The sequence below is a fragment of the Flavobacterium ginsengisoli genome, assembly GCF_029625315.1.
Taxonomy (GTDB): Bacteria; Bacteroidota; Bacteroidia; order Flavobacteriales; family Flavobacteriaceae; genus Flavobacterium; species Flavobacterium ginsengisoli.
The window spans coordinates 1,541,277-1,564,571 of the sequence record NZ_CP121110.1 but is presented as its reverse complement, the minus strand read 5'-3'; the positions used below and the strand labels follow the sequence as shown (position 1 = coordinate 1,564,571).

28 protein-coding genes and 4 pseudogenes are annotated in these 23,295 nt (G+C 31.6%); 10 read left to right on the top strand and 22 right to left on the bottom strand.

Annotated elements, in window-relative coordinates; all coding sequences use genetic code 11:
• Nucleotides 1-60 precede the first annotated feature (60 nt).
• From P5P87_RS07215 to prmA, 5 genes are all read right to left on the bottom strand, one after another.
• Complete coding sequence (locus P5P87_RS07215; RefSeq protein WP_198856136.1) at nucleotides 61-513, bottom strand: 2-dehydro-3-deoxyphosphooctonate aldolase; 453 nt, start codon at nucleotides 511-513, stop codon at nucleotides 61-63.
• A gap of 18 nt (nucleotides 514-531) precedes the next feature.
• Entirely contained in the window at nucleotides 532-1,218 is a 687-nt protein-coding gene (locus tag P5P87_RS07210) for a lysoplasmalogenase (protein ID WP_198856135.1), read from the bottom strand.
• A gap of 8 nt (nucleotides 1,219-1,226) precedes the next feature.
• Nucleotides 1,227-2,498: a sterol desaturase family protein gene (locus tag P5P87_RS07205; protein WP_198856134.1), complete on the bottom strand. Its 1,272-nt coding sequence runs from the start codon at nucleotides 2,496-2,498 to the stop codon at nucleotides 1,227-1,229.
• 65 nt (nucleotides 2,499-2,563) lie between these two features.
• Nucleotides 2,564-2,839, bottom strand: a complete 276-nt coding sequence (locus P5P87_RS07200) for an ATP-dependent Clp protease adaptor ClpS (RefSeq protein ID WP_198856133.1) — start codon at nucleotides 2,837-2,839, stop codon at nucleotides 2,564-2,566.
• 36 nt (nucleotides 2,840-2,875) lie between these two features.
• Complete coding sequence (gene prmA / locus P5P87_RS07195; RefSeq protein WP_008462980.1) at nucleotides 2,876-3,709, bottom strand: 50S ribosomal protein L11 methyltransferase; 834 nt, start codon at nucleotides 3,707-3,709, stop codon at nucleotides 2,876-2,878.
• Between the two features lie 112 nt (nucleotides 3,710-3,821).
• Here prmA and P5P87_RS07190 point away from each other — a divergent pair, with 112 nt between their 5' ends.
• The 4 genes from P5P87_RS07190 to P5P87_RS07175 are packed head-to-tail and all read left to right on the top strand — an operon-like array spanning nucleotide 3,822 to nucleotide 7,259.
• Nucleotides 3,822-4,160, top strand: a complete 339-nt coding sequence (locus P5P87_RS07190; RefSeq protein WP_278022080.1) for a hypothetical protein — start codon at nucleotides 3,822-3,824, stop codon at nucleotides 4,158-4,160.
• Nucleotides 4,150-4,962, top strand: a complete 813-nt coding sequence (locus P5P87_RS07185; protein WP_278022079.1) for a hypothetical protein — start codon at nucleotides 4,150-4,152, stop codon at nucleotides 4,960-4,962. The genes P5P87_RS07190 and P5P87_RS07185 overlap by 11 nt, the downstream gene beginning before the upstream one ends.
• The gene (locus P5P87_RS07180; protein ID WP_278022078.1) at nucleotides 4,922-5,188 is read left to right on the top strand and encodes a hypothetical protein; all 267 of its coding nucleotides are present in this window, start codon (nucleotides 4,922-4,924) and stop codon (nucleotides 5,186-5,188) included. Before P5P87_RS07185 ends, P5P87_RS07180 begins: the two co-directional genes overlap by 41 nt.
• Before the next feature lie 16 nt (nucleotides 5,189-5,204).
• A complete protein-coding gene (locus P5P87_RS07175) occupies nucleotides 5,205-7,259 on the top strand; it encodes a hypothetical protein (protein WP_278022077.1) in 2,055 nt (684 codons plus the stop codon).
• 166 nt (nucleotides 7,260-7,425) lie between these two features.
• On the opposite strand, the pseudogene tpiA reads toward P5P87_RS07175, so the two are convergent.
• The 9 genes and pseudogenes from tpiA to P5P87_RS07130 form a co-directional block, all read right to left on the bottom strand.
• Nucleotides 7,426-8,177: pseudogene (gene tpiA, locus P5P87_RS07170) on the bottom strand (triose-phosphate isomerase).
• A 56-nt stretch (nucleotides 8,178-8,233) separates the two neighbouring features.
• Complete coding sequence (locus tag P5P87_RS07165; RefSeq protein WP_198856129.1) at nucleotides 8,234-8,728, bottom strand: TlpA family protein disulfide reductase; 495 nt, start codon at nucleotides 8,726-8,728, stop codon at nucleotides 8,234-8,236.
• Nucleotides 8,729-9,053: 325 nt separating this feature from the next.
• Nucleotides 9,054-9,425 carry a hypothetical protein gene (locus P5P87_RS07160; RefSeq protein WP_278022076.1) on the bottom strand — a complete coding sequence of 124 codons (372 nt, stop codon included), beginning with the start codon at nucleotides 9,423-9,425 and terminating at the stop codon, nucleotides 9,054-9,056.
• Nucleotides 9,425-9,712: a hypothetical protein gene (locus tag P5P87_RS07155; RefSeq protein WP_278022075.1), complete on the bottom strand. Its 288-nt coding sequence runs from the start codon at nucleotides 9,710-9,712 to the stop codon at nucleotides 9,425-9,427. The genes P5P87_RS07160 and P5P87_RS07155 overlap by 1 nt, the downstream gene beginning before the upstream one ends.
• Before the next feature lie 30 nt (nucleotides 9,713-9,742).
• A complete protein-coding gene (locus tag P5P87_RS07150) occupies nucleotides 9,743-10,198 on the bottom strand; it encodes a hypothetical protein (RefSeq protein ID WP_198856127.1) in 456 nt (151 codons plus the stop codon).
• Between the two features lie 63 nt (nucleotides 10,199-10,261).
• Nucleotides 10,262-10,447 carry a hypothetical protein gene (locus tag P5P87_RS07145; RefSeq protein ID WP_278022074.1) on the bottom strand — a complete coding sequence of 62 codons (186 nt, stop codon included), beginning with the start codon at nucleotides 10,445-10,447 and terminating at the stop codon, nucleotides 10,262-10,264.
• Nucleotides 10,369-10,719, bottom strand: a complete 351-nt coding sequence (locus tag P5P87_RS07140; RefSeq protein ID WP_278022073.1) for a DUF2750 domain-containing protein — start codon at nucleotides 10,717-10,719, stop codon at nucleotides 10,369-10,371. Before P5P87_RS07140 ends, P5P87_RS07145 begins: the two co-directional genes overlap by 79 nt.
• 86 nt (nucleotides 10,720-10,805) lie before the next feature.
• Nucleotides 10,806-11,927 (bottom strand): BT_3928 family protein, encoded by a 1,122-nt coding sequence (locus P5P87_RS07135; RefSeq protein WP_278022072.1) that lies wholly within the window; start codon nucleotides 11,925-11,927, stop codon nucleotides 10,806-10,808.
• Nucleotides 11,928-12,014: 87 nt separating this feature from the next.
• Nucleotides 12,015-12,557, bottom strand: a complete 543-nt coding sequence (locus P5P87_RS07130; RefSeq protein WP_198856124.1) for a DUF1599 domain-containing protein — start codon at nucleotides 12,555-12,557, stop codon at nucleotides 12,015-12,017.
• 217 nt (nucleotides 12,558-12,774) lie between these two features.
• Here P5P87_RS07130 and folP point away from each other — a divergent pair, with 217 nt between their 5' ends.
• Both folP and P5P87_RS07120 read left to right on the top strand, forming a co-directional pair.
• Nucleotides 12,775-13,599: a dihydropteroate synthase gene (folP, locus tag P5P87_RS07125; protein ID WP_278022071.1), complete on the top strand. Its 825-nt coding sequence runs from the start codon at nucleotides 12,775-12,777 to the stop codon at nucleotides 13,597-13,599.
• Nucleotides 13,600-13,738: 139 nt separating this feature from the next.
• Complete coding sequence (locus P5P87_RS07120; RefSeq protein WP_198856122.1) at nucleotides 13,739-14,371, top strand: hypothetical protein; 633 nt, start codon at nucleotides 13,739-13,741, stop codon at nucleotides 14,369-14,371.
• 54 nt (nucleotides 14,372-14,425) lie between these two features.
• On the opposite strand, the gene rlmH is transcribed toward P5P87_RS07120, so the two are convergent.
• From rlmH to P5P87_RS07080, 8 genes and pseudogenes are all read right to left on the bottom strand, one after another.
• Entirely contained in the window at nucleotides 14,426-14,899 is a 474-nt protein-coding gene (gene rlmH, locus P5P87_RS07115; protein ID WP_035648259.1) for a 23S rRNA (pseudouridine(1915)-N(3))-methyltransferase RlmH, read from the bottom strand.
• Nucleotides 14,900-15,042: 143 nt separating this feature from the next.
• Nucleotides 15,043-15,270: pseudogene (locus P5P87_RS07110) on the bottom strand (antibiotic biosynthesis monooxygenase family protein); the annotation flags it as partial.
• 250 nt (nucleotides 15,271-15,520) lie between these two features.
• Nucleotides 15,521-15,703 carry a hypothetical protein gene (locus P5P87_RS07105; RefSeq protein WP_278022070.1) on the bottom strand — a complete coding sequence of 61 codons (183 nt, stop codon included), beginning with the start codon at nucleotides 15,701-15,703 and terminating at the stop codon, nucleotides 15,521-15,523.
• Between the two features lie 8 nt (nucleotides 15,704-15,711).
• Nucleotides 15,712-16,935, bottom strand: coding sequence for an amidohydrolase family protein (locus P5P87_RS07100; protein WP_278022069.1), 1,224 nt, complete (start codon nucleotides 16,933-16,935; stop codon nucleotides 15,712-15,714).
• 211 nt (nucleotides 16,936-17,146) lie between these two features.
• Nucleotides 17,147-17,431, bottom strand: coding sequence for a GNAT family N-acetyltransferase (locus P5P87_RS07095; protein WP_278022068.1), 285 nt, complete (start codon nucleotides 17,429-17,431; stop codon nucleotides 17,147-17,149).
• Between the two features lie 5 nt (nucleotides 17,432-17,436).
• On the bottom strand, nucleotides 17,437-17,832 hold the full coding sequence (locus P5P87_RS07090; protein WP_278022067.1) for an OsmC family protein: 396 nt from the start codon (nucleotides 17,830-17,832) through the stop codon (nucleotides 17,437-17,439).
• Between the two features lie 2 nt (nucleotides 17,833-17,834).
• On the bottom strand, nucleotides 17,835-18,716 hold the full coding sequence (locus tag P5P87_RS07085) for a pirin family protein (RefSeq protein WP_278022066.1): 882 nt from the start codon (nucleotides 18,714-18,716) through the stop codon (nucleotides 17,835-17,837).
• 188 nt (nucleotides 18,717-18,904) lie between these two features.
• On the bottom strand, nucleotides 18,905-20,005 hold the full coding sequence (locus P5P87_RS07080) for a DNA alkylation repair protein (RefSeq protein WP_278022065.1): 1,101 nt from the start codon (nucleotides 20,003-20,005) through the stop codon (nucleotides 18,905-18,907).
• 204 nt (nucleotides 20,006-20,209) lie between these two features.
• On the opposite strand from P5P87_RS07080, the gene nadC reads away from it, so the two are divergent.
• The 4 genes and pseudogenes from nadC to bla-B1-FLAV all read left to right on the top strand — a co-directional run bounded on the left by nadC (nucleotide 20,210) and on the right by bla-B1-FLAV (nucleotide 23,277).
• The gene (gene nadC / locus P5P87_RS07075; protein ID WP_198856115.1) at nucleotides 20,210-21,067 is read left to right on the top strand and encodes a carboxylating nicotinate-nucleotide diphosphorylase; all 858 of its coding nucleotides are present in this window, start codon (nucleotides 20,210-20,212) and stop codon (nucleotides 21,065-21,067) included.
• 89 nt (nucleotides 21,068-21,156) lie between these two features.
• Nucleotides 21,157-22,071, top strand: a pseudogene (locus tag P5P87_RS07070) (YihY/virulence factor BrkB family protein); the annotation flags it as partial.
• A gap of 9 nt (nucleotides 22,072-22,080) precedes the next feature.
• On the top strand, nucleotides 22,081-22,509 hold the full coding sequence (locus P5P87_RS07065; protein WP_198856113.1) for a DUF2147 domain-containing protein: 429 nt from the start codon (nucleotides 22,081-22,083) through the stop codon (nucleotides 22,507-22,509).
• 10 nt (nucleotides 22,510-22,519) lie between these two features.
• Nucleotides 22,520-23,277: pseudogene (gene bla-B1-FLAV, locus P5P87_RS07060) on the top strand (subclass B1 metallo-beta-lactamase).
• Nucleotides 23,278-23,295: the final 18 nt, after the last annotated feature.

Sequence of the window (23,295 nt, the reverse complement as noted above, 5' to 3'; positions counted from 1 at the left end):
AAATAATAGTACTGTTGCCGATTCTAAACGATCTTTGTTTAAAGAAGTGGAATGTAATCTTTAATTCTGCTTCAATCTCAACCCCATAGGAACCATCAAAATTCCTTTTTCATAAATATTTAAATAGAGCTTTACAGGTTTTTTCTGTCCTTCCCATTTCAATTCGTAAACATTTAAAAATCCAGCACCCATATTGCTTCTCTTAGTAGGAAATGGGCAGCAGGTCTCTAATCTGTGAAATGTTATTTTTTCTCCATTTGGACCAGCTAAAGCATTTAAGAAACGAACTTCGTTTAAAGCCTCGTTGTTTGTATTCTGAAAAAAGATATTAATTGGATAATCAGGATCATATCCGTATTTTTTGTCTTTAGCAAATTGTGTTATAGAAAAAGTATTATCCTTTTTCAAAATTAAATCAGGAGCATTATCATCGACATTCTTTAAAGTCGATTTTGTGCTCACGCAAGAAGAAGCGCTGATTAATAAAATAATTAAAAAAGCTATTTTTTTCATGGTTGAGGTTACGTATGGTTAAACTGTTTGCTCTACTGTTTTTGGGTTTAGTTTTAAAGTACCAACTACAATCAGATATTGTGCCAGAAGATAAGTCAACATAATAAAAAATGAGCTTTTAGGAATTGGAGCATAAAATTTATTTACGGCCAAAATACTATCTGAAATGATAAAGAAAATAGCACCTAAAAAAACAAGTTGATTGCCTGGTTTTTCCCAAACCAAAAATCCATTAAAAGCAAATAATAGCATAATTGAAATTATAGAAGCATAAATAGAAACTGGAATTTCAAGATCTCCTAAATGTGGCATTAGAACAGAAACCATTCCAATTAAATAAAATGCTATTAAGACGCTTCCGAATATAAAAAGTGGTTTGTTTTGCCTTTTTCTAATTCTTTTCTGTTTATTAAATAGAACACAATAAACAATGTGTGCTGTTAGAAAACATACTAGACCTAAGATAAAGTAAATCTCGCCCAAATCTGTAAAAAGCAAAATGACGTCTCCAAGCCAAGAAAGTACAAGCGCAGCCAATAAAATATTCTGAGTTGGAAATTTTCTATAAAAATAAGCTCCAAATCCTATAATTGGTATTAAAATGGGTTTGAGAAAGAGATCAAAACGCTCGTAGCCTGAAAGTAGTATAATTAGATAAACTATACTAAAGGCTAAATAAATTTTAAAAAAAGAAGAATTTCTCATAATAGGGGTTATGAATTGATATATTGGTTTTGGTTGGTTTTAAAATCAAAATTGACAAAATAAAGTGTCATTAAAAATGATAAAAACAAGTAGGCAAAAATAATATAATTACTAATCGGAATTACACGATTTAAACCAAACCAATCACCATAATAACCAATAATACAGATTACAATTCCTAATCGGATTGCTTCCCACAAAAGTGCAAACCGATTTTTATCCATTAACTCTGTGTAACTATAAATGGTTACAAAAATAAAGAAGCCATAGATAAAAATATTTGGTAGGCCAATTTTGGCAATATTGTCAAATAAATAACTCACAAATAGCAAGGTTATTAAAACTTGTGCAACAGACCAGTATATTAATTTTTGAGAATTCTGGGTGCCATATTTTGCAAAATCAAAAACATTTTCAATTTTGTTTACAGGATATTTTTCTTCAAAATTTTCAGGACGCCAGCCTGTTGGTTTAAACCAAATGGTTAATTTATCTTTCCATTTTGGAGCGCGCCAAGCATCTTTTATTAATAAACTCAAATGCTGGAAATTTATTTTAATCGGATTCCATGTATTGGCAGGCCTTGTAATTCCAAAAACAGGAGGTACATCGTCTAATTCTTCTTGGAAAGTTCCAAAAATCTTGTCCCAAAAAATAAAAATCTGTGAATGGTTTTTGTCTAGATATTCTGGATTAATCGCATGATGCACCCGATGATGTGATGGCGTTACCAAAATATGCTCAATAAAACCCATTTTCTTGATGTGCTTTGTATGATACCAAAATTGTAAAAATAAATGAATTGGAAGCGTGATAGCAATAACAGAAGCGGGAACGCCAAGTAAAGCGGCGGGAATAAGCAAAAAAGTAAACAAATTGACTAAACTTGCAATGGGCTGACGAAGTGCACAAGCAAGATTAAATTCTTCGCTACTGTGATGAATAGCATGTTTGTTCCAAAGAAAATTAATCTGGTGCGCCAGGCGATGACTCCAATAACCATAAAAATCAATTACAAAAAAAGCTATGCAGTAGGAGAGAACATTTGCTTCTAAATGCTGTAATGCAATTTTAGAAACTAGCCATTCGTAGGAAAGAAAAGTTATACTAAGCCCCAAAACATCTTTAACCGAATTGGTAATGCCAGAACTTATGCTCGATACGCTGTCTATTAATGGAGCAGTATCGTTCTTTTTGTAAATGCCGTATAGTTTTTCGATTACAATTAAAACTAAAAAAATCGGCATTGCGATAATTAATATTTTGCCATATTCTTCCATAAAAAAAGCATTCTATTTTATCCAAATATAGAATAAAATAGAATGCTTTTTAAATTATGGGTCAATTAAACAATTTCGGCGCTAAGCCCAGCTTCCAAAAGTTGTGTACATTGAGGTTTTAGTTTTTCTATCGGACCTGTTTTTACAGTGCATTTTCCGTTATAATGTACAATCAATGAGCATTGCTCTGCTTGTTCGGCTGTGTGGCTGCACACGCGCATAAGAGTATCAATTACGTGATCAAAAGTGTTTACATCATCATTATACACAATGATCTCGTTATTAAAAGCAACCGCTTCTTTTTCGCGAACTCTTTCTCTGACTTTTTCTTTAGTACTCATATTTTATGGTTTTTGTACTGAATTGATTATCAGTATCTAATTTACGTATTTTAAAGATACCCAGTTGTTTCTTTGAAGCTTTTTAACATAAGTTAAACCCTTTTCAACGCATGATGCATCGATAAATGGAATGTCTTCTTCATAAAAACCACTAAAAAGAATAATACCTTTTGGGTTCAAAGCATCAACATATGCCTGCATATCATTTAGCAAAATATTTCTGTTGATGTTAGCAATAATCAAATCGTATTTTTTGCCTGCTAATAATGCCGCATCGCCTTCATAAACGCTGATGTGTTTGCAATTATTGCGTTCCGCATTTTCAATTGAGTTTAAATAGCACCAATTGTCAATATCAATGGCATCAATTGGTTCAGCGCCTTTCATTTCGGCTAAAATCGCTAGAATCGCAGTTCCGCATCCCATATCAAGGGTTTTTAAGCCTTTCACATCCATTTCAAGTAAATGCTGAATCATCATGTGAGTAGTTTCATGATGTCCAGTTCCAAAACTCATTTTTGGCTCAATTACAATATCAAATTCAGCATCTGTTTTTTCATGAAAAGGAGCACGAACATGGCATTTTCCATCAACGTCAATTGGTTCAAAATTCTTTTCCCATTCTTCATTCCAGTTTACCTGATCGATTTCTTCAATTGTATATTCAATTTTAAACTCTTCAGATTGTAAAATGTAAATATCATCTAGAATATTCTCATCCCATAAATCTTTCTTCACAAAAGCAGAAATTCCGTTTTCTGTTTCTGTAAAACTTTCAAACGCTTTTTCGCCCAATTCAGCCACTAAAATTTCAGAACCTAACTCTTTTGGCTCAATTGTAAAATGATATCCTAAATATATATTCGACATAAATAAAAATTTTTGCAAAGGTAAGAATCCAAAGTAAAATTTATTCATAAATAAATCATATTCTTATAAATTTTAATGCTAATTTTGAATTAAATTTTGTAAGTTTTTTATTATGGTCAAAAATGTTGTTTTAGTGCTTTTATTGGTTGTTTTAAGCGCCGCAAGCTGCGAAAACGAACACGATGTTGTGAGATCTTTTTGTTATTGGAAGACCGATATGTATTTTCAAGAAGCAGAAGATTCTTTAGTAAAGAAAATGGATCTCCAGCATATGTATGTCCGTTTTTTTGATGTCGACTATAATCCGTATTCCAAAGAACCGCTGCCTGTTGCAACTATTTCGAATATTTCACTCAATAAAAGTAATATTGAGATTACGCCAAGTATTTTTATTACTAATGAGGTGGTTTTAAAATCGGATACAAAACAGTTGGATAGTCTTGCTCGCTAGAATGGCACGCCGAATTGGTCAGATTGGAAAAAGGATGAATGACAGAAAAGCAGAAAGCAATGCTTATAATATCGTTTATCCAAAAGATTATTACAAGCAGAAAGACTTCAAAGCCTTAGATTACGATTCTGTAAAAAAAGCAGAATCGGCCAAATTAAAAGTTGATTTTAAAGAAATTCTGATTGATTGCGATTGGACCGAAAAATCACAGAAGAATTATTTCTATTTATTAAAACAAATTAAAAAACAATTTCCGTCGTCAAAACTTGTGGCAACTATAAGGCTTTGGCAATATAAATATGCTACAAAAGCTGGAATTCCGCCTGTAGACAGAGGATTGCTAATGTGCTACAACATTACAAAACCAGATGATTTTCAGACTAAAAACTCAATTGGAACTAGCGAAGAATTGGCGCAATACATAACTCATAGCGATTATAAACTCAAATTAGATATTGCATTGCCATTATACAGTTGGGCAGTTGCTTTTAGAGGAAATCAATTTAAAGGCATTTTGTCCGAATACGATCAATTGATAAAAGATACGATTAAAGTAAAGAAAACTTCAGATTCAAAATATGTTTTGCAAGATGATGTTTTAATAGGTCAGACTTATTTGAGAAACGGGGACGAAATTAGAATCGAAAAAATTTCAGACAATGAATTGGATAAAATGATTTCGATTGTTAAAAACAAAATTCAAATTGATAATGATACAAAAGTGACTTTTTTCTCTTTTGATAAAAAATACATAAACGATTATGGAACCGAAAATATCTCCAATTTTTATGCGTGCTTTTAACAGTTTACTTTTACTTTTAAGCGTTCAGTTTTCATTTGCCTGCGGATGGAGTGTTTCTCCAGAAACCAGCCGTTTAGCTTTGTTTAAGGCGCAACGTGAAGGATTCTTTAAGCTTACGCCGTTTTATTATTCGGCAGATAATTACTATGCGACCAATACTATTTCTAGTGTCGATCAGGAAAAGAATTGTTTAGAGTGGAAAAAAGAAGTTAGGAAACAGTATTAATCCAAACGATGTTCATGTGATTTTGTATGAAACAGATTCTGAACAATTTCAAACGGCATTCGAAAACAAAACTTTGAAAAATGCATTCCCTAAAAATACTTTTGTAGAAGCTTTATTATTGTCTAAAAACAAAGCCTTTTTAAATTATATTCTGCTGGCTAAAAAACTAGAATATGGTAATGTAGAATATACAAAATGGGAGTCTTGGGATCAAGTTGACAGTAATTATAAGAATGATGATTTAGTAGATACTTTTGATTTTGAAAAGAAAATAAGATCGACTAAAGATTCATTTCTAAAACAGCGTTATGCTTTTTTAGCGTTGCGATATTATTTTTACGCCCAGCAAAAGCAAAATGTTATAGAATTATATAATACTTATTTTGCTTCTGAATCGAATACAATACTTAAACCGTGGGCATTGTATTATAATGCTTTATGTATTGATAATAAGCCTTTACAAAACTACCTATTGAGTAAAGTTTTTAATACTTGCGAAGAAAAATCGTTTGCCGTTTTGCGACATTATAATTGGAAATTGACAGCAGAGACTTTAGCGTTAGCTCAAAACGATGAAGAACGAAGCGTTATTTTATCTATTGAAAGTCTTAGAAATCCAGCACCAGATTTAAAAGCGATTAAAGAAATTTATGAGTTAAGTCCAAATAGTTTGTTTTTAAGCTTTTTGATAGGACGAGAAGTAAATAAACTTGAAGATTGGATTTTTACACCTCAGTACACCAATGACGGAACACCATCTGTTGTTTTTAGCAGTACAGATTGGTATGAAAATTATGCCACAGCAAAAGAAGAAAATTTCAATAAAGATATTTTATACCTGAGAGAATTAGAGTATTATCTGATTTCGATTCGTGAACAGACTTCTGGCGAGCAGAAAGACTATATTACAACAGCAATTGCTCAATTATGTTTTATTGACGATCAGATTGACGAAGGAAAAAAATATACTGATTTGATTTCTGATAAAGCTAATGCTTCAATACAAATGCAAAAGAACATCCAATTGGCTTTGGTTTCATTAAAACAAGATGATTTAAAGAATGAAAATGTTCAGAATCAGCTTTATAAATACTTTGATTCAGTTGAAAATTTGGTAGAAACCGATCACGGATTATTTAAAAATTTATATAGTTTGTATCGAATTGCAAGTGATGATTTTCATAAAAAAGGAGATATTGTTGTTGCTGGTTTGCTTTCGATGAAATCGGATATTAAAAATGAAGGAGAATATTCGGCTTACAATAATCCATATTTTTTTAGTTATATAGGATATTTTGACCGCAATGCATCTGTAAAAGATATGGATCTTTTGATAGCTTTACAGGAGAAGTCCAATAAAACACCTTTTGAAAAATATATTTGTTCTGGAACAATTGCGCCAAATGTCAATTATTATAAAGATTTAAAAGGAACAATTGCTTTTAGAAATAATAATCTCGAATTGGCTTACGAGACTTTCGCAAGTATGCCTCAGGATTTTTGGGAAAAGAATTACGAGTATAAGAATTATTTAAACGAAAACCCTTTTACGCCTAAAATTCTTCAAAACGACAAAGAGCGTAAATTCGATTATCGTTTCAATAAAACCGATTTTATTGCGAAATTAATTCAGCTTAAAAAACAAAATACAGCAAGCGACAATCTGCAATTGGCGCATGCTTATTTCAATGTTTCGTATTTAGGTAATTCCTGGATGATGACGGCCTACGATTGGAGTTCAGGCGGGTCATATACAGATTATGTTTACGGAGATAATACTGAAAACGAAAAGAAATATCAAAACGGTAATTATTACAATTTGAAAATGGCCAAAATGTATTACGAAAAGGCTCTAAAAATGTCTAAAAACAGTAACGAAAAGGCAATGGCTAGCTTGATGATTTTTGAATGTAATTATTACAATCACTATGCTGAGTTGATTACAGCTGAAGAAGAAGCTAAAAATCCGTTTAAAGCAGGGAAGGAACTGGTTAATTTTTATTCAATTTATAAAACAACACCAACGTTTAAAAAGTATAATTGTCCGTTACTATCATCATTTATAAATTAGTAAAATTGTTAATGCTTGATGAGGTTCAAATTATATAGAAATAAAAAAGCGATACTTTTAAGTATCGCTTTTGTTTTTTAAGCTACAGATTAAAGGATTAAAAGGATTTATTCAAAATTTAAGATAAAATCTGTGGAAATCATTTTAATCTGTGGCAAAATAATTTTTAGATAGCAGTAACAATAGCTAAGAAATCGTCAGCTTTTAAAGCAGCACCTCCAATTAAACCACCGTCTACGTCTGGTTTAGAGAAGATTTCTTTAGCGTTTTCTGGTTTTACAGAACCACCGTATAAAATAGAAACTTCGTCAGCGATATCAGCTCCAAAAGCTTTACGAATAGTTTCTCTAATAAATTCGTGCATTTCTTGTGCTTGTTCTGGTGAAGCAGTTTCTCCAGTTCCAATAGCCCAAACTGGTTCGTAAGCTAAAACAATTTTAGACCAAGATTCTTTTGCGATTTGGAAAACACCATCACGTAATTGATTCTCAACAATGTTAAAGTGATTTCCAGACTGACGGTCTTTTAACTCTTCTCCAAAACAGAAGATTACTGTCATATCATGTTTTAAAGCTGTATTAACTTTGTCTGCGATTAAAGCGTCTGTTTCGTGAAAAATAGCTCTACGCTCAGAGTGACCTAAGATTACGGTATTAACACCAATGCTTGTTAACATATCAGCAGAAATTTCTCCTGTAAAAGCACCACCTTCAGCTTGGTGAACGTTTTGAGCAGAAACTCCAATAGTAGTATTTTTTAATTTCTGGCTGCAGCTTGTAAGTTAACAAAAGTTGGCGCTACAATTACTTGTGCATTTGTTTTTGCTGGAATTTTAGCAATTAACTCGTTTAATAATTCTTCAGTTTGTGCGACATTTTTATGCATTTTCCAGTTTCCTGCAACAATCGATTTTCTCATTTTGGTAGTTTTATATTATTTTTTTGTTTTTTGTTTGAAATGTTGTTATTGAAAAATTATTTCAATGATTGTAAAGTAGAATTGATTTTTTCGAAGTCCGTTTCGATAGCACGGTATAAAACAATTTTACCTGTTTTGTCAATTACGATATATCTCGGAATCCAATCTAAATCAATAGCTTTTCCGAAAACACCTTTCATTCCGTCGTTCATCATGAAATGGTCGCCTTTTAATTCGTGTTTTTCGATTCCTGCCTTCCATTTATCAGCTGTTTTGTCAGCAGATAAGAATAAGTATGATACTTCAGGATTACCAGCTTGTAATTCTTTTAGTTTTGGCATTGCTTTTACGCAATCACCACACCAAGAAGCCCAAACTTCGATAACCAAAGTTTTTCCTTTATATTTTTTTAAAATGTTTTTGAAAGTAACCTGACTTCCGTCAAGAGCTAGTAATTTCTCAGATAAAGCTTCTTTTGAAAAAGCTGTTTTTTGAGCTTGTGAGCAAGAAAAAGAAATAAATGCAATTACGACAAGGACTAATTGTTTCATATTTTATTAAAATTGTTTTTTATTATGGTACTGAATTCACAAAGTTAAACAAACAAATGGAATGCCAATTGTACATTAACAAAATTTGAAGAGTCGTTCATTTTGTAACAAAACGCTGTTTTTTGGTTGAAAAAAACGTTTTGAAATCGTAATAGTAGAGGCTGAAAATGACGTTTCTTTTTTATGAAGCTATTTTAGAAGAAAAAAAATGATAAAAATTTTATTTCAAGAAGAAGATTTTAATCAAAAAAACGTCAGGTTTCAACAAAAAAAGTCTTCAATAAAATTAAAATTATTGAAGACTTCTTTTTATGTTTTTGAATCTTTAATTCAGCTCATAATTTCCATTTGCCCATTTTTTGCTTGGAGCAATCCAATTGTCTGCGACTTTGTACAAAAAGCCATGTTTTAGGCCTGTATTAAGTTCAATTTCTTTAAAATGATCTATTTTGCATTTAGAAGTTTCTTTTCTTTTAATAGCAGAAACTCCGTAAATATCTGATTTTTCATAAATAGTCAAAATATTTCCACACCAATTAAGATCGGGAATTTGATCTATATCTGTGTCCATAAAACAACCTATGAAAACAAAATTCATGTCAGGGTTAGCCACAAAAGTCGAAACGAATTGTGCAATATAGCCACCTTTTGAAGTTCCGATTACAGTGATATGGTTTGGCGGAATACCTTTTTTCATCAATGCTTTAATCTGTTTTGCAATTTTTTGTGCATAATCGACAGCATTTGTATTTTTCTTTCTTTTTCACTAAAGACAATAAAGTTATCTTTTCTATAAGATTCTAAAATCTCATTGTATTCTGCTTTACCATATTCTGGATGAGCTACATTTAGATCGTTTTCTTCTACGAATTTGTTGTGAAAAAAGAAAATGTAGCGTTGATTTTCATTTTTTATTTGGCTGTAACCTGCAATGTAAAATAAAATGGAGAACGAGAAAGCAAGTGTTTTAATGAGTTTTTTCATGAATAGAATATGTAGAATGTAAAATGGATTTTAGTTTTTTGTATTCATGAGAATTTTATAAATTCCAGTTGTTTTTTCTTCTTGATATTCAGCATTTTTAATTTCAGTTGCCTTTTTTACGATATTACTGCATTGGCTTCCTTTTACTCTTTCTGTAACAACAGATAATTCAAAGGCAGGTTTGTCTCCAATATTTACCGCATACTTAAATGTCCCTTCTACAAATCCTAATACTAACAAAGCACGATCTGAATTGTTACTTTTCAGATAAGTGGTTTGAATTATCTTATTTTGATTTAAATCGGTTACTGTCACAGGCGTTTGTGGAGGAAAAGTACCATTGTCAAACAAATTTGCTCCAGAATCTTTATCAACAAATTCGAAAGTATAAATTACAGGTCCAGTTTCACAATTTATTTGAGGTGAATCGCATCCTGTAGTAAAAATTAGGACTAGTAAAACTGAAATCTTTAGAAGTTTTTTCATGATTAAAAATAGTTTTTGGTTTGACCAAATGTAGGATTATTTTTTAAAATTATTTATATCCTTCTATCTAATTGTTTTCTTCGTTTGATTTTCAAAATCTTCTATATTTTCGAATTTTTTAAGATCTAATTCTTTTTTTGTCTTTTTTAATTCTGTTATTATTTCTAGAATCAAATTATAGCCCTCACTTTCATAGCCAAAAAGGTGTTGATCAAAGTTTGTTCCAACCAGCAATCCATCGTTATGCATGCCAATACACCAATTCTCAAGAAAATCAGATAGATTAATTGCTTTGCAGGATGATAATCGTCCCATTCGTTTTTTGCACATATTTTTGCCATAATTTCTTTTGACCAAAAGCAAATGATTCCTATTGGTTCTCCATCTTCGTCTTCAAATTCATTAGAGTAAGAAGTAGCGAATCCGTTTTTGCTTTTTAATGCGAATACAATTTCTGTTTCGCATACTTCTTTAATGAATTTTTTGTGCTTTAACTTTATGTCAATATGATTTTTAAACATTCTACTGAAAGGATTTTATAAATGAAAAAAAACGCCAAAACCTTGAAAAGGAAATTGGCGTTTAATAAATTATTTTAGTTGGTATTTTAAATACCGTAAGCTACATCAGATAATTTTAAATCATCAACGTCGTTGTAGTGTACTTTTTGAACGATAGTTCCTTTATGTAAAACTACAATACTTGGATTTGCTCTTTCAACAGTTTTTAGAGCTGTTCCATCGCAGAAATAAAAATCAATATCTAAAGCATAATCTTTTTTAGCTTTAGCTATTTCATCAGCTCCAGAAGCAGTCATTCCGATTACTTTATAACCTTTTGCTTTTGCATCTGCAGTAACTTTTGCTAACTTTTTCATTCCGTCAGGATTCGATAAATTCAAATCATAAGTTACATAGATCAATAATTTTGGCTCTTTTAATAATTCTTCTTTATAATCAGAATCATCTTTAGTCATGGTGAAATCATGAATAGGAGGAATGTAGCCTTCGGTAATTACTTTGTCTTTACGATCAACAAATACCGCTCCTTCTGGAATATTCATTAAATCTTTCTCTGTAAATTCTTTATCGACACCATTTACTTTGTAGATAAAAATCATTTCTACAACCGATTTTGGAGCACCTTCAGGAATTTCCATTCCTTTCTCGATGTTTGTTCCCACTTTGTAAGGACGGAAATCTTTGATAGGATTATGATTTAAAACCCAAACAGCCATAAATACGCATAAAATAATGCTGATTAAAGTAATAATATTGGTAACCAATTTTGAAAATAAAGGTTTTACCAGTTTTTTATTAATGAATAAAATCAAGATAAAGAAAAGTAAAACAACATCTTTTGTAAATGACTGCCAAGGTGTTAAGTGTAAAGCATCTCCAAAGCATCCACAATCTTTTACTACATCAAAATAAGCAGAATAGAAAGTAAGGAATGTAAAGAAAACGATTAATAATAATAAAGCCCAAATTGTTAGTTTTGATTTGTAGCCAACCAAAAGCATTACACCCAAAACTACTTCTAGAATAACTAAGAAAATTGCTAATCCTAAAGCTAACGGCTCTAAAAAAGGCATATTAAAAACAGGTTCACTAAAGTATTCTGCCAGTTTATAAGAGAAACCAACAGGATCGTTCAGTTTTATTAATCCAGAAATAATAAATAAGACGCCGACAAATAATCGGGAGAATTGGGTAATGATGTTTTTCATGGCAAATATTTAGGGTTTAAATTCCAAATTTCTAAATCCTAAACTCCAATTTTAAAGTTGGAATTTGGGATTTTATTTTTTGAAATTTTATTTGTTTATAGGGTTTAGAATTAAAGCAAAGACAGAATAATTAATCATATCCTGATAATTGGCATCGATACCTTCAGATACCAAAGTTTTTCCTTTATTATCTTCAATTTGTTTAACGCGAAGAATTTTTTGCAAAATTAGGTCAGTTAAAGAACTTACACGCATATCGCGCCAAGCTTCGCCGTAATCATGATTTTTAGCTTCCATTAAATCTTTAGTCAATTTTACTTTAGCATCGTATAATTCAGTTGCTTTTTCAACGTCAAGATCAGGTTGATCTGCGACGCCAAGTTCTAACTGAATCAAAGCCATGATCGAATAATTGATTATTCCGATAAATTCTCCTTTTTCGTCTTCGTCAACTTTGCGAACATCGTTCTCTTGCAAACTTCTAATTCGTTGTGCTTTTATGAAAATCTGGTCAGTTAGCGATGGCAATCTTAAAATTCTCCACGCACTACCGTAATCTTTCATTTTATTGATGTACAATGTTCGGCAAACCGCGATAACATTATCAAACTCTTGGGAAGTATTCTTCATTTATATGCTGTATATTTGCTAAAATTTCTTCAAAAATAAGCATAATTTTTTAAGAGTTTCAAGTTTAAGGTTTTCTTTGTTCCAAGTTTTTTCTTAACAAAGTGTTAATGCTACGAAGTTGAAACTAAAATATAATGTTTCAAGTTTCAGGTTTAAAGTTGACTTGGATTGTGTAAGTTCTAGGACTTGAAACCTGAAATAAAAAATAACAGAACAAATGACAATTAATTGTAAAGGCCGTTTGATTGATTTGGAAATTCCAAAAGTAATGGGAATTTTAAATGTTACTCCAAATTCTTTCTTTGATGGCGGAAAATATAAAAACGAAGACGAAATTATTTCGAGAGTTGATAAAATGCTTTCAGAAGGAGCCACTTTTATTGACATTGGAGCATATTCTAGTAAACCAAGTGCTGAGTTTGTAACCGAACAAGAAGAAATTGACCGAATTGTGCCAGCCATAGAATTGATTTTAAAACACTTTCCAGAAACTTTATTGTCAATCGATACTTTTAGAGCTGAGATTGCTAAAGCGAGCATAGAAAGTGGCGCGGCAATTATAAACGATATTGCGGCTGGAGAACTAGACGAAAAAATGTTTGATGTAATTGCGCATTATAATGTTCCGTACATTATGATGCACATGCGAGGCAATCCGCAGACGATGCAAAGTTTGACGCAGTACGATGATATTATAAAAGAAATGCTTTTTTATTTTTCTGAAAAAGTGAAAAAAGCAAGAAGTTTAGGAATCAACGATTTGATTTTAGATCCTGGTTTCGGTTTTGCTAAAACAACCGATCAGAATTATGAAGTAATGCAGAAAATGGAACTTTTTAAGCTTTTGGAATTACCCGTTTTAGCTGGAATTTCTAGAAAATCAATGATTTATAAAACACTTGACATTACACCCCAAGAAGCTTTAAACGGAACTACTTTCTTGAATACGATTGCTTTGACAAAAGGAGCAAAAATTTTGAGAGTTCATGATGTGAAAGAAGCGATGGAATGTGTTACTTTGTTTGGTAAAATGAGTTTATAAATTGACAGTTTTGTCATTTCGACGAAGGAGAAATCTTCGTTGCTAGATCGACAAAGAATGGATTCTCATTGGGGAGTTACTTGCGAAGATTTCTCCTTCGTCGAAATGACAAACTTTGTGTAAAATGAATTTTAAAAATATGAAATACTTTACCCTAATTATAGCTTTCCTACTTTTCTCCTGCGGAAAAAAAGAAGACGTTTTATTACCAAAATCAAATGTTTCAATTGTAAAAGACGTACAAGATCATTCGCCAATTTACCTCTTTTTTAAAGTTGAGGGAAAAGATACAATAGCCGATTTGAATAGAAAAAGTGCCATAATTTCAACCAATTGGATTTTCAATATTGACAAACGCTTGCCATTAAAAAAGGTAATCCCAGAAGTAATTAAAATGCAGGAAAAAAAGCGTAATGAGAAAATGCATCAAAACGAAGAATCTGAAAACTATTATTCTTATGCAGATTCTATAGGGAAGAATTTAGCTTTTCTTCCTTTCACGAAAGTGTTTTATAAAATGGAAAGACCTGCTCAAGGAAGTTTTGTAGTTTACTTTAAAAAAGGGAAACAACAGGTTTTTATGGCTAATCAGGAAATAAAAATCTCAGAAATACTAAAGCAATTTTACAGTATAAAGTTTGAAAGAGTACCAGATTTAGTGTTTTTATTCGACAAGAATATGAGTTACGAAGAGTATATCCAGTATAAAATTCTACTGCAAAAAGAGGTGACATATAACCTTGATAAACTCCCAGTAGAGTACATTTTTTAAAACTTAAAAAACTTTGAACCTTTGTTTCTTTGAATCTTTGCCCCTTTAAAGAATCTATTGATGATGATAAGGTTCATTGCGTAAAATCGTAAATCCGCGATATAATTGTTCTATGAAAAATAAACGAACCATTTGATGCGAAAAAGTCATTAGCGAAAGAGAAACTTTTCCTTGTGCTTTTTTATAAACGGTTTCAGAAAATCCGTAAGGACCACCAATTACAAAAACTAAAGTTTTAACTCCAGAATTCATTTTCTTCTGTAATTCTTCAGAAAAACCAACACTTGAGAATGTTTTTCCGTTTTCATCCAACAAAATCAATTGATCTGTTGCTGAAAGTTTAGACAGAATTAATTCGCCTTCTTTTTCTTTCTGCTGGCTTTCAGATAAGTTTTTGACGTTTTTGATATCGGGAATTATTTCCAGATCAAATTTGATGTAAAATGACAAGCGTTTGGTGTAATCGTCTATCAAAGTCTGAAGCGATTTATTATCTGTTTTGCCTATTGCTATAAGTTTGATATTCATTGGTTAAGTTTTTTGCAACGAATTACACTAATTCGCACGAATTTATTTTTTTTGCCACAGATTAAAAGGATTAACACAGATTAGATTATTTTAAATTTAAACAAATCTTTTTAATCCTTTTAATCTGTGGCAAAATGAAAACTTTATTTTTTGTTTTCAAAAACCGTTTCAAAATGTTCTACAATTGGAAAAGGTTCGTAATAATGATGTAAAATCTTTTTCCATTCCTGATACGCTTCAGAAGTTCTAAAACCTACTGTGTGATCTTCTAATGTATTCCAATCGACCAGTAAAAGATATTTATTTTCGACTTCGAGACATTTCTCTAATCTATGTCCTAAATAACCATCGATTGATGAAATGTATTGGCTTGCTTTAGTAAAATCAGCTTCAAATTGATTTGCTAAGTTTGGTTTTACGTATAGAAATGCTCGCTTCTAGAATCATAATTTAAATAAATTTTATCTGCTGGATCTGCCAAATCTGCGGGAAAAATTATACTCTCGCAGATTTTGCAGATTAAACGGATTTTATTTTTAGTATTTTGTTTTAAAAAAAAACTTTATTAAATCAACCTAAATCGGTTTAAAATCTGCGTGAAATTTTTACATAGATTTAAGATTAGTTTTTAGAAAAATTCGCCTCAAAAGTTTTAAAACGAGTATCTAAATCTTTCAGTAATTGTTTTTTTACTGAAGGATCTTGAATGAAACTGTAATTGATGCTATTGTAAACGTATTTTTTAATCGTTTCATAATTTACGTCGGGATATCTTTTTGCCAGTAAAACATACTGTTCTGTCATACTGCTTCTTAGAATTCGGCGTCGTCTGTACTGATCACAATTGGCACATTAAATTCTTTGTAAAGCGTAAACGGATGTCTGTTTTCTTTTACTTTCAAAATGAATTCGTTGCTTGCTAAATTGATCTCAATCGGAATGTTGTTTTTCGACATATATTTTAATAAATCATATGAATTTGCCTCATACGCAATATCAACTCCGTGACCAATTCTGTTTGCTCCCGCAACATAGATCGCGTCATTAATATGCCAAGTCAATTCTTCCGGCTGGACTAAACCTAAAGTCAATTCACCTGCATGAAGCGTATATTTTACGTCTGAAAATTTAGAGTGGCAATATTTAAACATTACCATATGAAGCCAGTAATCTTTCATAGAATTTTCTCCATGCTCTGGAGAAACAATGTTTACGCCAGCAACCAATTTACTTTCGTTTGCAGAGATAAAAGCTATTGTCAGGTTTTTAAATAAATCAACAGGATCCATAAAACGAAGCACAAAGTTTTGATAACGCATCGTAAATTTATCGTCATCTATTTTTAAGTCTTTATGCAGTTTTGCAATGAAATTATTATTGAAATCTAAAGCATATTTTTTAGCATCTTTTTTCTGAAATGATTTATACAATTCATCTAAAAGTTTCATAACAGCTTTTTCATCTTTCTGTTCTGCGGCTTGGCGTAATTTTGAATTGAAACCGGTTAGATCTGAAACATTCATATCGCACGGAATTGTCGATAATTGTGTTTCAATATAAAGCACATTTTCTGCAATCGCACGCTTTTTTAATTCAAGCATTCCTTCTGCAAAATGACCTGCAATCGTTGGTTCAAATTTCATAAAAGAATCAAAGAATTGATCATCAGAAGGAACGGAGCCATTGTAATCTTTAATAGACCAAGTTTGCATAACTTGTTGCTGATAGTAATCTAATTTTCCTTTGCTTTTAAGAGATGAAAAGTTTTCCCAATTTCCTTTTTCAGGTTTGGTTTTAGAAACTGCCATGGTTTCTAGATTCAAATAAAAGTCTTCAGCAATAGCTCTTTCTAAAAGCGGTTCTGCATAAATTGATCCTGAAAAATGATGATGTAAATCGCCTCCTTTAGGCATTTGTTGAAAAAAAGCTGTTAAGAGAGCTTCATTATTTCTGATTTTTTCTAAATAACTCTCAGCCGATTGAGAAAAGCCGATTTGTGCTATAAAAATACAGAAAAGCGTAATTATTCTTGTCATACTCTAAGATTAAATTACGCGCAAATATACGAGTTTTCGGAGAAATTTGAAAATCGAATTTCGTTATCTTGAATTTTTACCGCAAAGAGCGCAAGGTTTTGTTATTTACTTGACTTAGTATAAACGCAAAGTTCGCAAAGCTTTGTCTAAAAACTTTGCGAACTTTGCGTTATTCTTTGCGCGCTTTGCGGTTAAAAAAACTTAGAACCTTTTAAGAAAAAAGTACATCATGTATTTCAGGAACCTTATCAAAAACGCTTTTTGCGAAAGGACAAAGAGGAATAATTTTTACATTATTTGCTCTGGCATAATCTACGGCTGCCATAACTAATTTTTTGCCAACACCTTTTCCATTAAAATCTGGACTTACTTCTGTATGGTCAATAATAAATTTAGAGTCTCCTGCCCAAGTATAAGTCATTTTTCCAGCTTCTTTTCCGTCTTCTACAGCTTCAAAATAGCCTCTTCTTGTATCGTTTATTTGTTGAATTTCCATGATGATTAAAATAATGTGGTTTTGATTTCGATTGAATGTGTTAATGTTTTATGAATCGGACAGCTATTTGCAATCGTTTCTAGGCGCTGCCTTTGTTTTTCGTCAACTTCGCCAACGATTTCTATTTTTCGGGTAAAAAGAGATACGTTTTGTTCTGAATCTCTTTCAAAATCGACTTTTATATTGATTTCTTCAACATTCCATTGCTTTCTATTGATGTACATTCTTAATGTAATCAGTGTGCAAGAGGCTAATGACGAAGCTAAAAGTTCTGACGGACTGAATCCTAAATTTTTCCCACCCATTTCCTGTGGTTCATCTGCAATTACTACATTTCCACTGGAAGATGTTATTTCGGTGCGATACAAACGCGTATCTATTTTTGCTGCTATTGTATTCATAATTATCTAATTCTTGGTTCAGGCAATGGTACAAATTCGGTTTCTCCAGGAACTTTTGGAAAAGTCTGGTTTGTCCAGTCAATTTTTGCTTTTTCGATGAGGTTTTTATCAGAAGAAACAAAGTTCCAAAAGATGAAATGTTCTTCAGGAAATGGCTCTCCTCCAAAAATATAAACTGTAGAGTTTGCGACAATTTCGAACTCGCAAAGAGAGGCTTCAGTTGTAATTAAAATTTGTCTTGGATCGTATGTATGTTCGCCATTTTTGATGCTTCCTTCCAAAATATATAAACCGCTTTCGCCAAACAAATCTTTTCCGATATTAATTTTTTGAGCCTCTTTGCTTTTAATTTCAATAAAGTATAATGGACTATAAACAGGAACTGGAGATTTTTTTCCAAAAGCTTCACCAGCAATCAATTTGAACGAAACTCCATTTTCTTCCCAAGCAGGAATATTATCTGCTTCAACGTGTGTAAAATTAGGTTCCATTTGCTCTAATTCTTTAGGAAGAGCAACCCAAATCTGCAAACCGTGAAGCATTTTATCTGAATGTCTTAAATATTCTGGAGTTCTTTCTGAGTGAACAATTCCTTTTCCGGCTGTCATCCAGTTTACAGCGCCTGGCTTTATTTCTAATTCGGTTCCTAAACTATCGCGGTGCATAATGCTTCCTTCAAATAAAAAAGTAAGTGTTGAAAGTCCGATATGCGGGTGCGGAGGAACATCCATATTTTCATGGTCACTTAAATGCGCAGGCCCCATATGATCGATAAATACAAATGGTCCAACGGCTCTTTTTTCACGGAAAGGCAATAATCTTCCTACCATAAAATTGCCAATATTGGCTGCACGTTCTTCGATGATTAAACTGATGTTTGACATGTGGTATTATTTTATTTGAAAACAAAATTACAGTGGTGATAGAAATCTGTAACTTAATTTAGATTAAGAAAAGTTGTTTTTTGTATTATCTATAAAAGTAGTGAAAATGTGTAATTATTCAAATTGTTGATTTTGATGTTTCTAAGTTCAGGATGTTTAAACCTTGATAATTTGTGAATTCAGTACAGTTAATCAATCAACTCAAACTCCAAAACTTCACTTTCAGTTCCATTAATAATAATCGACAATTGATGTTTTCCTGTGTGAAAAACTCTGGTCGTAATCAATTTAAAAGACTGATTTCTTTCAATCTTAGTTAATTGATTTGGATGATAAATTTTCTCACTGATTTTAAAGACTTTTTTTGCCAAATGCCCTTTTGCTTTTTTGTAATGAACGGCATATTCTAAACGAACTGTTTTGGGTTCTTCGTTTTTATTATTTAAATGAAAATGAAACTGCAGATAATCTCCAATTTTTACAGTTGGAGTTTTGATTTCGAAAGATGAAAGCTCGATATTGGTGCTTTCTAAACCATAATGACTTAAAATTTCAGGATGTCCTTGTTTTAATAAAGTTCGGCAACCGTGTTTTATAATTCCGTCTGTTTCTTTGCTGTGGCCTTTCCATCTTGAAGCGATTTCGAGTACAATCTCAGGATTATCTTTTACAATATCATTCAAATTATTGGCAACACTTCTGCGAACATATTCTGAAGGATCATTTTTTAAATTTTCTAAAATCAGAAGAATAGAAGTTGGGTCTTTTTTTAGAAACGGAATCGCCATTGCCCAAGGCAATCTGGGTCTTGAACCTTCGCTAGCTAATCTTCGTACATGATGATTTTTGTGCAAAGACCATTTAATCATTTCGTTGATCATTCTTTCTTTATATTTTAAAAGAAAGGGACGAACGGCAAACTCGCGACTTATAAATTGTGTTATAGAAACAAAGGCCTTTACGGAAGTTTCAAAATCGTCTAAACCGTACATTTCGATATAATCGGCAAAGAAAATGAAAGCCAGATTGCCATCAGTAAAACTATTTTTCTTTAAGTTTTCAATGATTTCATCAATTAAAGCAGTGGCTTCTACAAAATTCTGAGGCATAAATTGGTGAAGTACAACTGTAGTATGTTTCATGCGGTCTTTCCATTCTTTCTGTACAAAATCGCCTTCGTAAATCGCTTCAATGAATTTTTGTTTGTTGAATGAAGGATGTACTTCGGCGACAGCCTGACCAAATTTTTCGTAAAAAGAAACCGAGTAAATATCTTTAATTAATCCCATGATTTTTGCTTGAATAAACTTCAAAGATATTTAATTGAGCTCTTATTAAGAGATTAAGTTTTGTTAAGAATTGTAACTTTATTTTTCTGAATATCTTAATAGTTAAAAAAGAGATATTTAATGTTTTATGTAATTTTTCATGGTGCAGTAACTTTCAAATCCATAAAATATATCCTAATTTAGCATATTATTAAAAATAGAAAAATGATAAGCGAAGCACAATTTCAAGCAGAATTACAACTTTTGATTAGTAACGCCATAAGAGAAGATGTTGGACCAGGCGATTATAGTTCGCTGGCTTGTATACCAGATACAGCTCACGGTCAAGCTAAATTGTTGGTAAAAGATCAAGGAATAATTGCTGGTGTAGAATTGGCAAAAATGATATTTGCACATGTGGATCCAAAACTGAAAGTGAAAACTTTTATTGAAGATGGAACGCATGTAGAATACGGAGAAGTTGTTTTTGAAGTTTCTGGAAGCTCACAATCTATTTTAAAAGCTGAAAGAGTTGTTTTGAATACCATGCAGAGAATGTCTGCAATTGCTACAAAAACAAGTCATTTAATGGATCTTTTGGAAGGAACAAATACAAAGATTTTAGATACACGTAAAACGACTCCAAATTTTAGAGCGGCAGAAAAATGGGCTGTAAAAATTGGAGGTGGCGAGAATCACCGTTATGCTTTATATGATATGATTATGTTAAAAGACAATCATATTGATTTTGCAGGCGGAATTACTCGTGCGATTTCTAAAACAAAAGAATATTTAGAGGAAAATAATTTGGATTTAAAAATTATTGTTGAAGCTCGCAATCTAGATGAAATTAGAGAGATTTTATTGAGCGATGGAGTTCATAGAATTCTGATTGATAACTTTAATTATGAAGATACTAAAACGGCCGTTGAATTAATTGGTACAAAATGCCAAACTGAATCTTCAGGAAATATCAGTGAAAAAACAGTTCGTGAATATGCTTTATGCGGTGTAGATTATATTTCGTCTGGTGCTTTAACGCATTCTGTTTATAATATGGATTTGAGTTTGAAAGCTTTTTAACGAAGTTATAAATTTTGAGTTATAAGTTATGAGTTTTGTAAATCTATCCCGATAGTTGGACTAAACTCAGAAATCTAAAATCTAAAAATATGTCGCAGGAGATAGAAGATCGGATTGAGAAATTGCCTGTTATACGCAATGTAGCCCGACTTTTTAAAAGAATAAAACTGCCTTGGCTAGAAGGTTTTTCGCTGTATGATTTGCTAGAAATGTATACCTTAGGAATTATTGAAGGTGCATTTTCATATCATGCCAGTGCGGTTTCTTTTAGCTTTTTCATGGCTTTATTTCCTTTTGCACTGTTTATCTTAAACTTAATTCCATTTATTCCTATAGATAATTTTCAGGAAGATTTCTTGCAGTTCGTTCAGCAAAGCGTTCCGCCAAACACTTTTGATGCGATTAGTAAAATCATTAGTGATATTTTAAATAATAGTCACTCGGGTTTATTATCGTCAGGTTTCCTGCTTTCTATTTTCTTAATGGCAAATGGTATAAATGGCATTTTGAGCGGTTTTGAATCTTCTAAACATGTTTTTGATAAACGCGGATTTTTTAAACAGTATCTTGTTGCGTTGGCAATTTCTCTTGTTATGACAGTTATTTTGTTTGTAACAGTGGCAACAATTGTCGTTTTTGAGGTTTTTATTCAGAAAACAATCATTCAGGATGTATTGAGTGATCGAATTCCGTTGATCATCTTAGGAAGATACTTGTTTGTTATTTTAATGATTTTGATAACATCTTCAATATTATTGCGTTATGGTACAAAACAGTATAATAAAGTGTCTTTTATAAGCATTGGTTCTGTTTTTACAACGATCCTAATTGTTATATCTTCGTTCTTTTTTGGGATTTGGGTTATAAAATTTTCAAAATATAACGAACTTTATGGTTCAATTGGGACATTATTAATTCTAATGTTTTATATTTGGATAAACTGTATGATACTGCTTTTAGGGTTCGAACTAAACGCTTCTATCAGAAAATTAAAACAAAAAAAACTTACTAGTATGAAAAATTGGATGTTAACAATCGGTGTTTTTTTCTTTGCGCTAACCATGCAAAGCCAAAGTGTAATTGGGAAATGGAAAACAATTGATGATGAAACAGGTGAAGCAAAATCGATCGTAGAGATTTACGAAAAATCAGGGAAATTGTATGGTAAAGTAGTAGATATACTTCGCGATAGCCATAAAAAAGATGTCTGCGTAAAATGTGAAGGAGCTGAAAAAAACAAGCCAATTTTAGGAATGGTAATTATAAATGGTTTAAAAAAAGATGGTGATGAATATAATGGAGGTACTATTTTAGACCCTACAAGCGGTAAAAAATACAAATGTTATATCTCATTAGAATCTGCCGATAAACTAAAACTTCGAGGGTATGTTGGTATATCTTTAATGGGTAGAACGCAATATTGGACAAGGGTAAAAAATTAATTAAAATCTAATGCGAAAATTAGCTTCGATAATTTTATTCTTAGTTATAGTTTCAAACAGCTTTGGACAATCTAAGAATTCGCCATTACAAATAAGTCATCTTACAGGTGACTTTTATGTTTATAAGACTTTTAGCGATTATAAAGGGACAAAGATTTCTGCCAATGCCATGTATGTTGTTACAGATAAAGGAGTTGTTCTTTTTGATGCGCCTTGGGATAAAACACAGTTTCAGCCTTTATTGGATAGTATAAAATCAAAACATAATAAAGAAGTTGTTATGCTTTTTGGAACGCACTCACATGAAGATCGTGCGGGTGGATTTGATTTTTATAAAAAAAAGGAATCAAAACGTACTCTATTAAGCTGACAGATGATATTTTGAAAAAGAACAACGAATCCAGATCTGAATTTATAACTCCGAATGACACAATTTTTACAGTTGGACAATACAAATTTGAAGTGTATTATCCTGGTAAAGGCCATGCGCCAGATAATATTGTAGTATGGTTCGGAAAAGAGAAAATTCTTTATGGCGGGTGTTTTATAAAAAGTGTTGAAGCTAAAGATCTTGGATATTTAGGCGATGCAGATGTTAAAGAATGGCAAAGATCCATTAAAAAAGTTCAGTCAAAATTTAAGAATCCTCATTATGTTATTCCGGGACATGATGGCGGAACAAGCAATAAATCTATCAATCATACTTTAAAGCTGATTCAGGATTATAATCTTTCAAATAATACTTCTCCTAAATCAGGTCAGAAATAATTTGCTGACATATAAAAA

Excerpts from the sequence above, each read along its gene's own strand:
- P5P87_RS07200 (WP_198856133.1), bottom strand. The coding sequence starts at position 2,839 with ATGAGTACTAAAGAAAAAGTCAGAGAAAGAGTTCGCGAAAAAGAAGCG.
- P5P87_RS07180 (WP_278022078.1), top strand. The coding sequence starts at position 4,922 with ATGGAACCGAAAATATCTCCAATTTTTATGCGTGCTTTTAACAGTTTA.
- P5P87_RS07190 (WP_278022080.1), top strand. The coding sequence starts at position 3,822 with ATGGTCAAAAATGTTGTTTTAGTGCTTTTATTGGTTGTTTTAAGCGCC.
- P5P87_RS07095 (WP_278022068.1), bottom strand. The coding sequence starts at position 17,431 with ATGGAAATTCAACAAATAAACGATACAAGAAGAGGCTATTTTGAAGCT.
- P5P87_RS07100 (WP_278022069.1), bottom strand. The coding sequence starts at position 16,935 with ATGACAAGAATAATTACGCTTTTCTGTATTTTTATAGCACAAATCGGC.
- P5P87_RS07215 (WP_198856136.1), bottom strand. The coding sequence starts at position 513 with ATGAAAAAAATAGCTTTTTTAATTATTTTATTAATCAGCGCTTCTTCT.
- P5P87_RS07065 (WP_198856113.1), top strand. The coding sequence starts at position 22,081 with ATGAAAAATTGGATGTTAACAATCGGTGTTTTTTTCTTTGCGCTAACC.
- P5P87_RS07165 (WP_198856129.1), bottom strand. The coding sequence starts at position 8,728 with ATGAAACAATTAGTCCTTGTCGTAATTGCATTTATTTCTTTTTCTTGC.
- P5P87_RS07120 (WP_198856122.1), top strand. The coding sequence starts at position 13,739 with ATGAAATACTTTACCCTAATTATAGCTTTCCTACTTTTCTCCTGCGGA.
- P5P87_RS07105 (WP_278022070.1), bottom strand. The coding sequence starts at position 15,703 with ATGACAGAACAGTATGTTTTACTGGCAAAAAGATATCCCGACGTAAAT.
- P5P87_RS07080 (WP_278022065.1), bottom strand. The coding sequence starts at position 20,005 with ATGGGATTAATTAAAGATATTTACTCGGTTTCTTTTTACGAAAAATTT.
- P5P87_RS07135 (WP_278022072.1), bottom strand. The coding sequence starts at position 11,927 with ATGAAAAACATCATTACCCAATTCTCCCGATTATTTGTCGGCGTCTTA.
- P5P87_RS07160 (WP_278022076.1), bottom strand. The coding sequence starts at position 9,425 with ATGAAAAAAGGTATTCCGCCAAACCATATCACTGTAATCGGAACTTCA.
- P5P87_RS07130 (WP_198856124.1), bottom strand. The coding sequence starts at position 12,557 with ATGAAGAATACTTCCCAAGAGTTTGATAATGTTATCGCGGTTTGCCGA.
- P5P87_RS07155 (WP_278022075.1), bottom strand. The coding sequence starts at position 9,712 with ATGAAAAAACTCATTAAAACACTTGCTTTCTCGTTCTCCATTTTATTT.
- P5P87_RS07150 (WP_198856127.1), bottom strand. The coding sequence starts at position 10,198 with ATGAAAAAACTTCTAAAGATTTCAGTTTTACTAGTCCTAATTTTTACT.
- P5P87_RS07140 (WP_278022073.1), bottom strand. The coding sequence starts at position 10,719 with ATGTTTAAAAATCATATTGACATAAAGTTAAAGCACAAAAAATTCATT.
- P5P87_RS07090 (WP_278022067.1), bottom strand. The coding sequence starts at position 17,832 with ATGAATACAATAGCAGCAAAAATAGATACGCGTTTGTATCGCACCGAA.
- prmA (WP_008462980.1), bottom strand. The coding sequence starts at position 3,709 with ATGTCGAATATATATTTAGGATATCATTTTACAATTGAGCCAAAAGAG.
- P5P87_RS07205 (WP_198856134.1), bottom strand. The coding sequence starts at position 2,498 with ATGGAAGAATATGGCAAAATATTAATTATCGCAATGCCGATTTTTTTA.
- P5P87_RS07085 (WP_278022066.1), bottom strand. The coding sequence starts at position 18,716 with ATGTCAAACATCAGTTTAATCATCGAAGAACGTGCAGCCAATATTGGC.
- rlmH (WP_035648259.1), bottom strand. The coding sequence starts at position 14,899 with ATGAATATCAAACTTATAGCAATAGGCAAAACAGATAATAAATCGCTT.
- folP (WP_278022071.1), top strand. The coding sequence starts at position 12,775 with ATGACAATTAATTGTAAAGGCCGTTTGATTGATTTGGAAATTCCAAAA.
- P5P87_RS07210 (WP_198856135.1), bottom strand. The coding sequence starts at position 1,218 with ATGAGAAATTCTTCTTTTTTTAAAATTTATTTAGCCTTTAGTATAGTT.
- nadC (WP_198856115.1), top strand. The coding sequence starts at position 20,210 with ATGATAAGCGAAGCACAATTTCAAGCAGAATTACAACTTTTGATTAGT.
- P5P87_RS07145 (WP_278022074.1), bottom strand. The coding sequence starts at position 10,447 with ATGCATAACGATGGATTGCTGGTTGGAACAAACTTTGATCAACACCTT.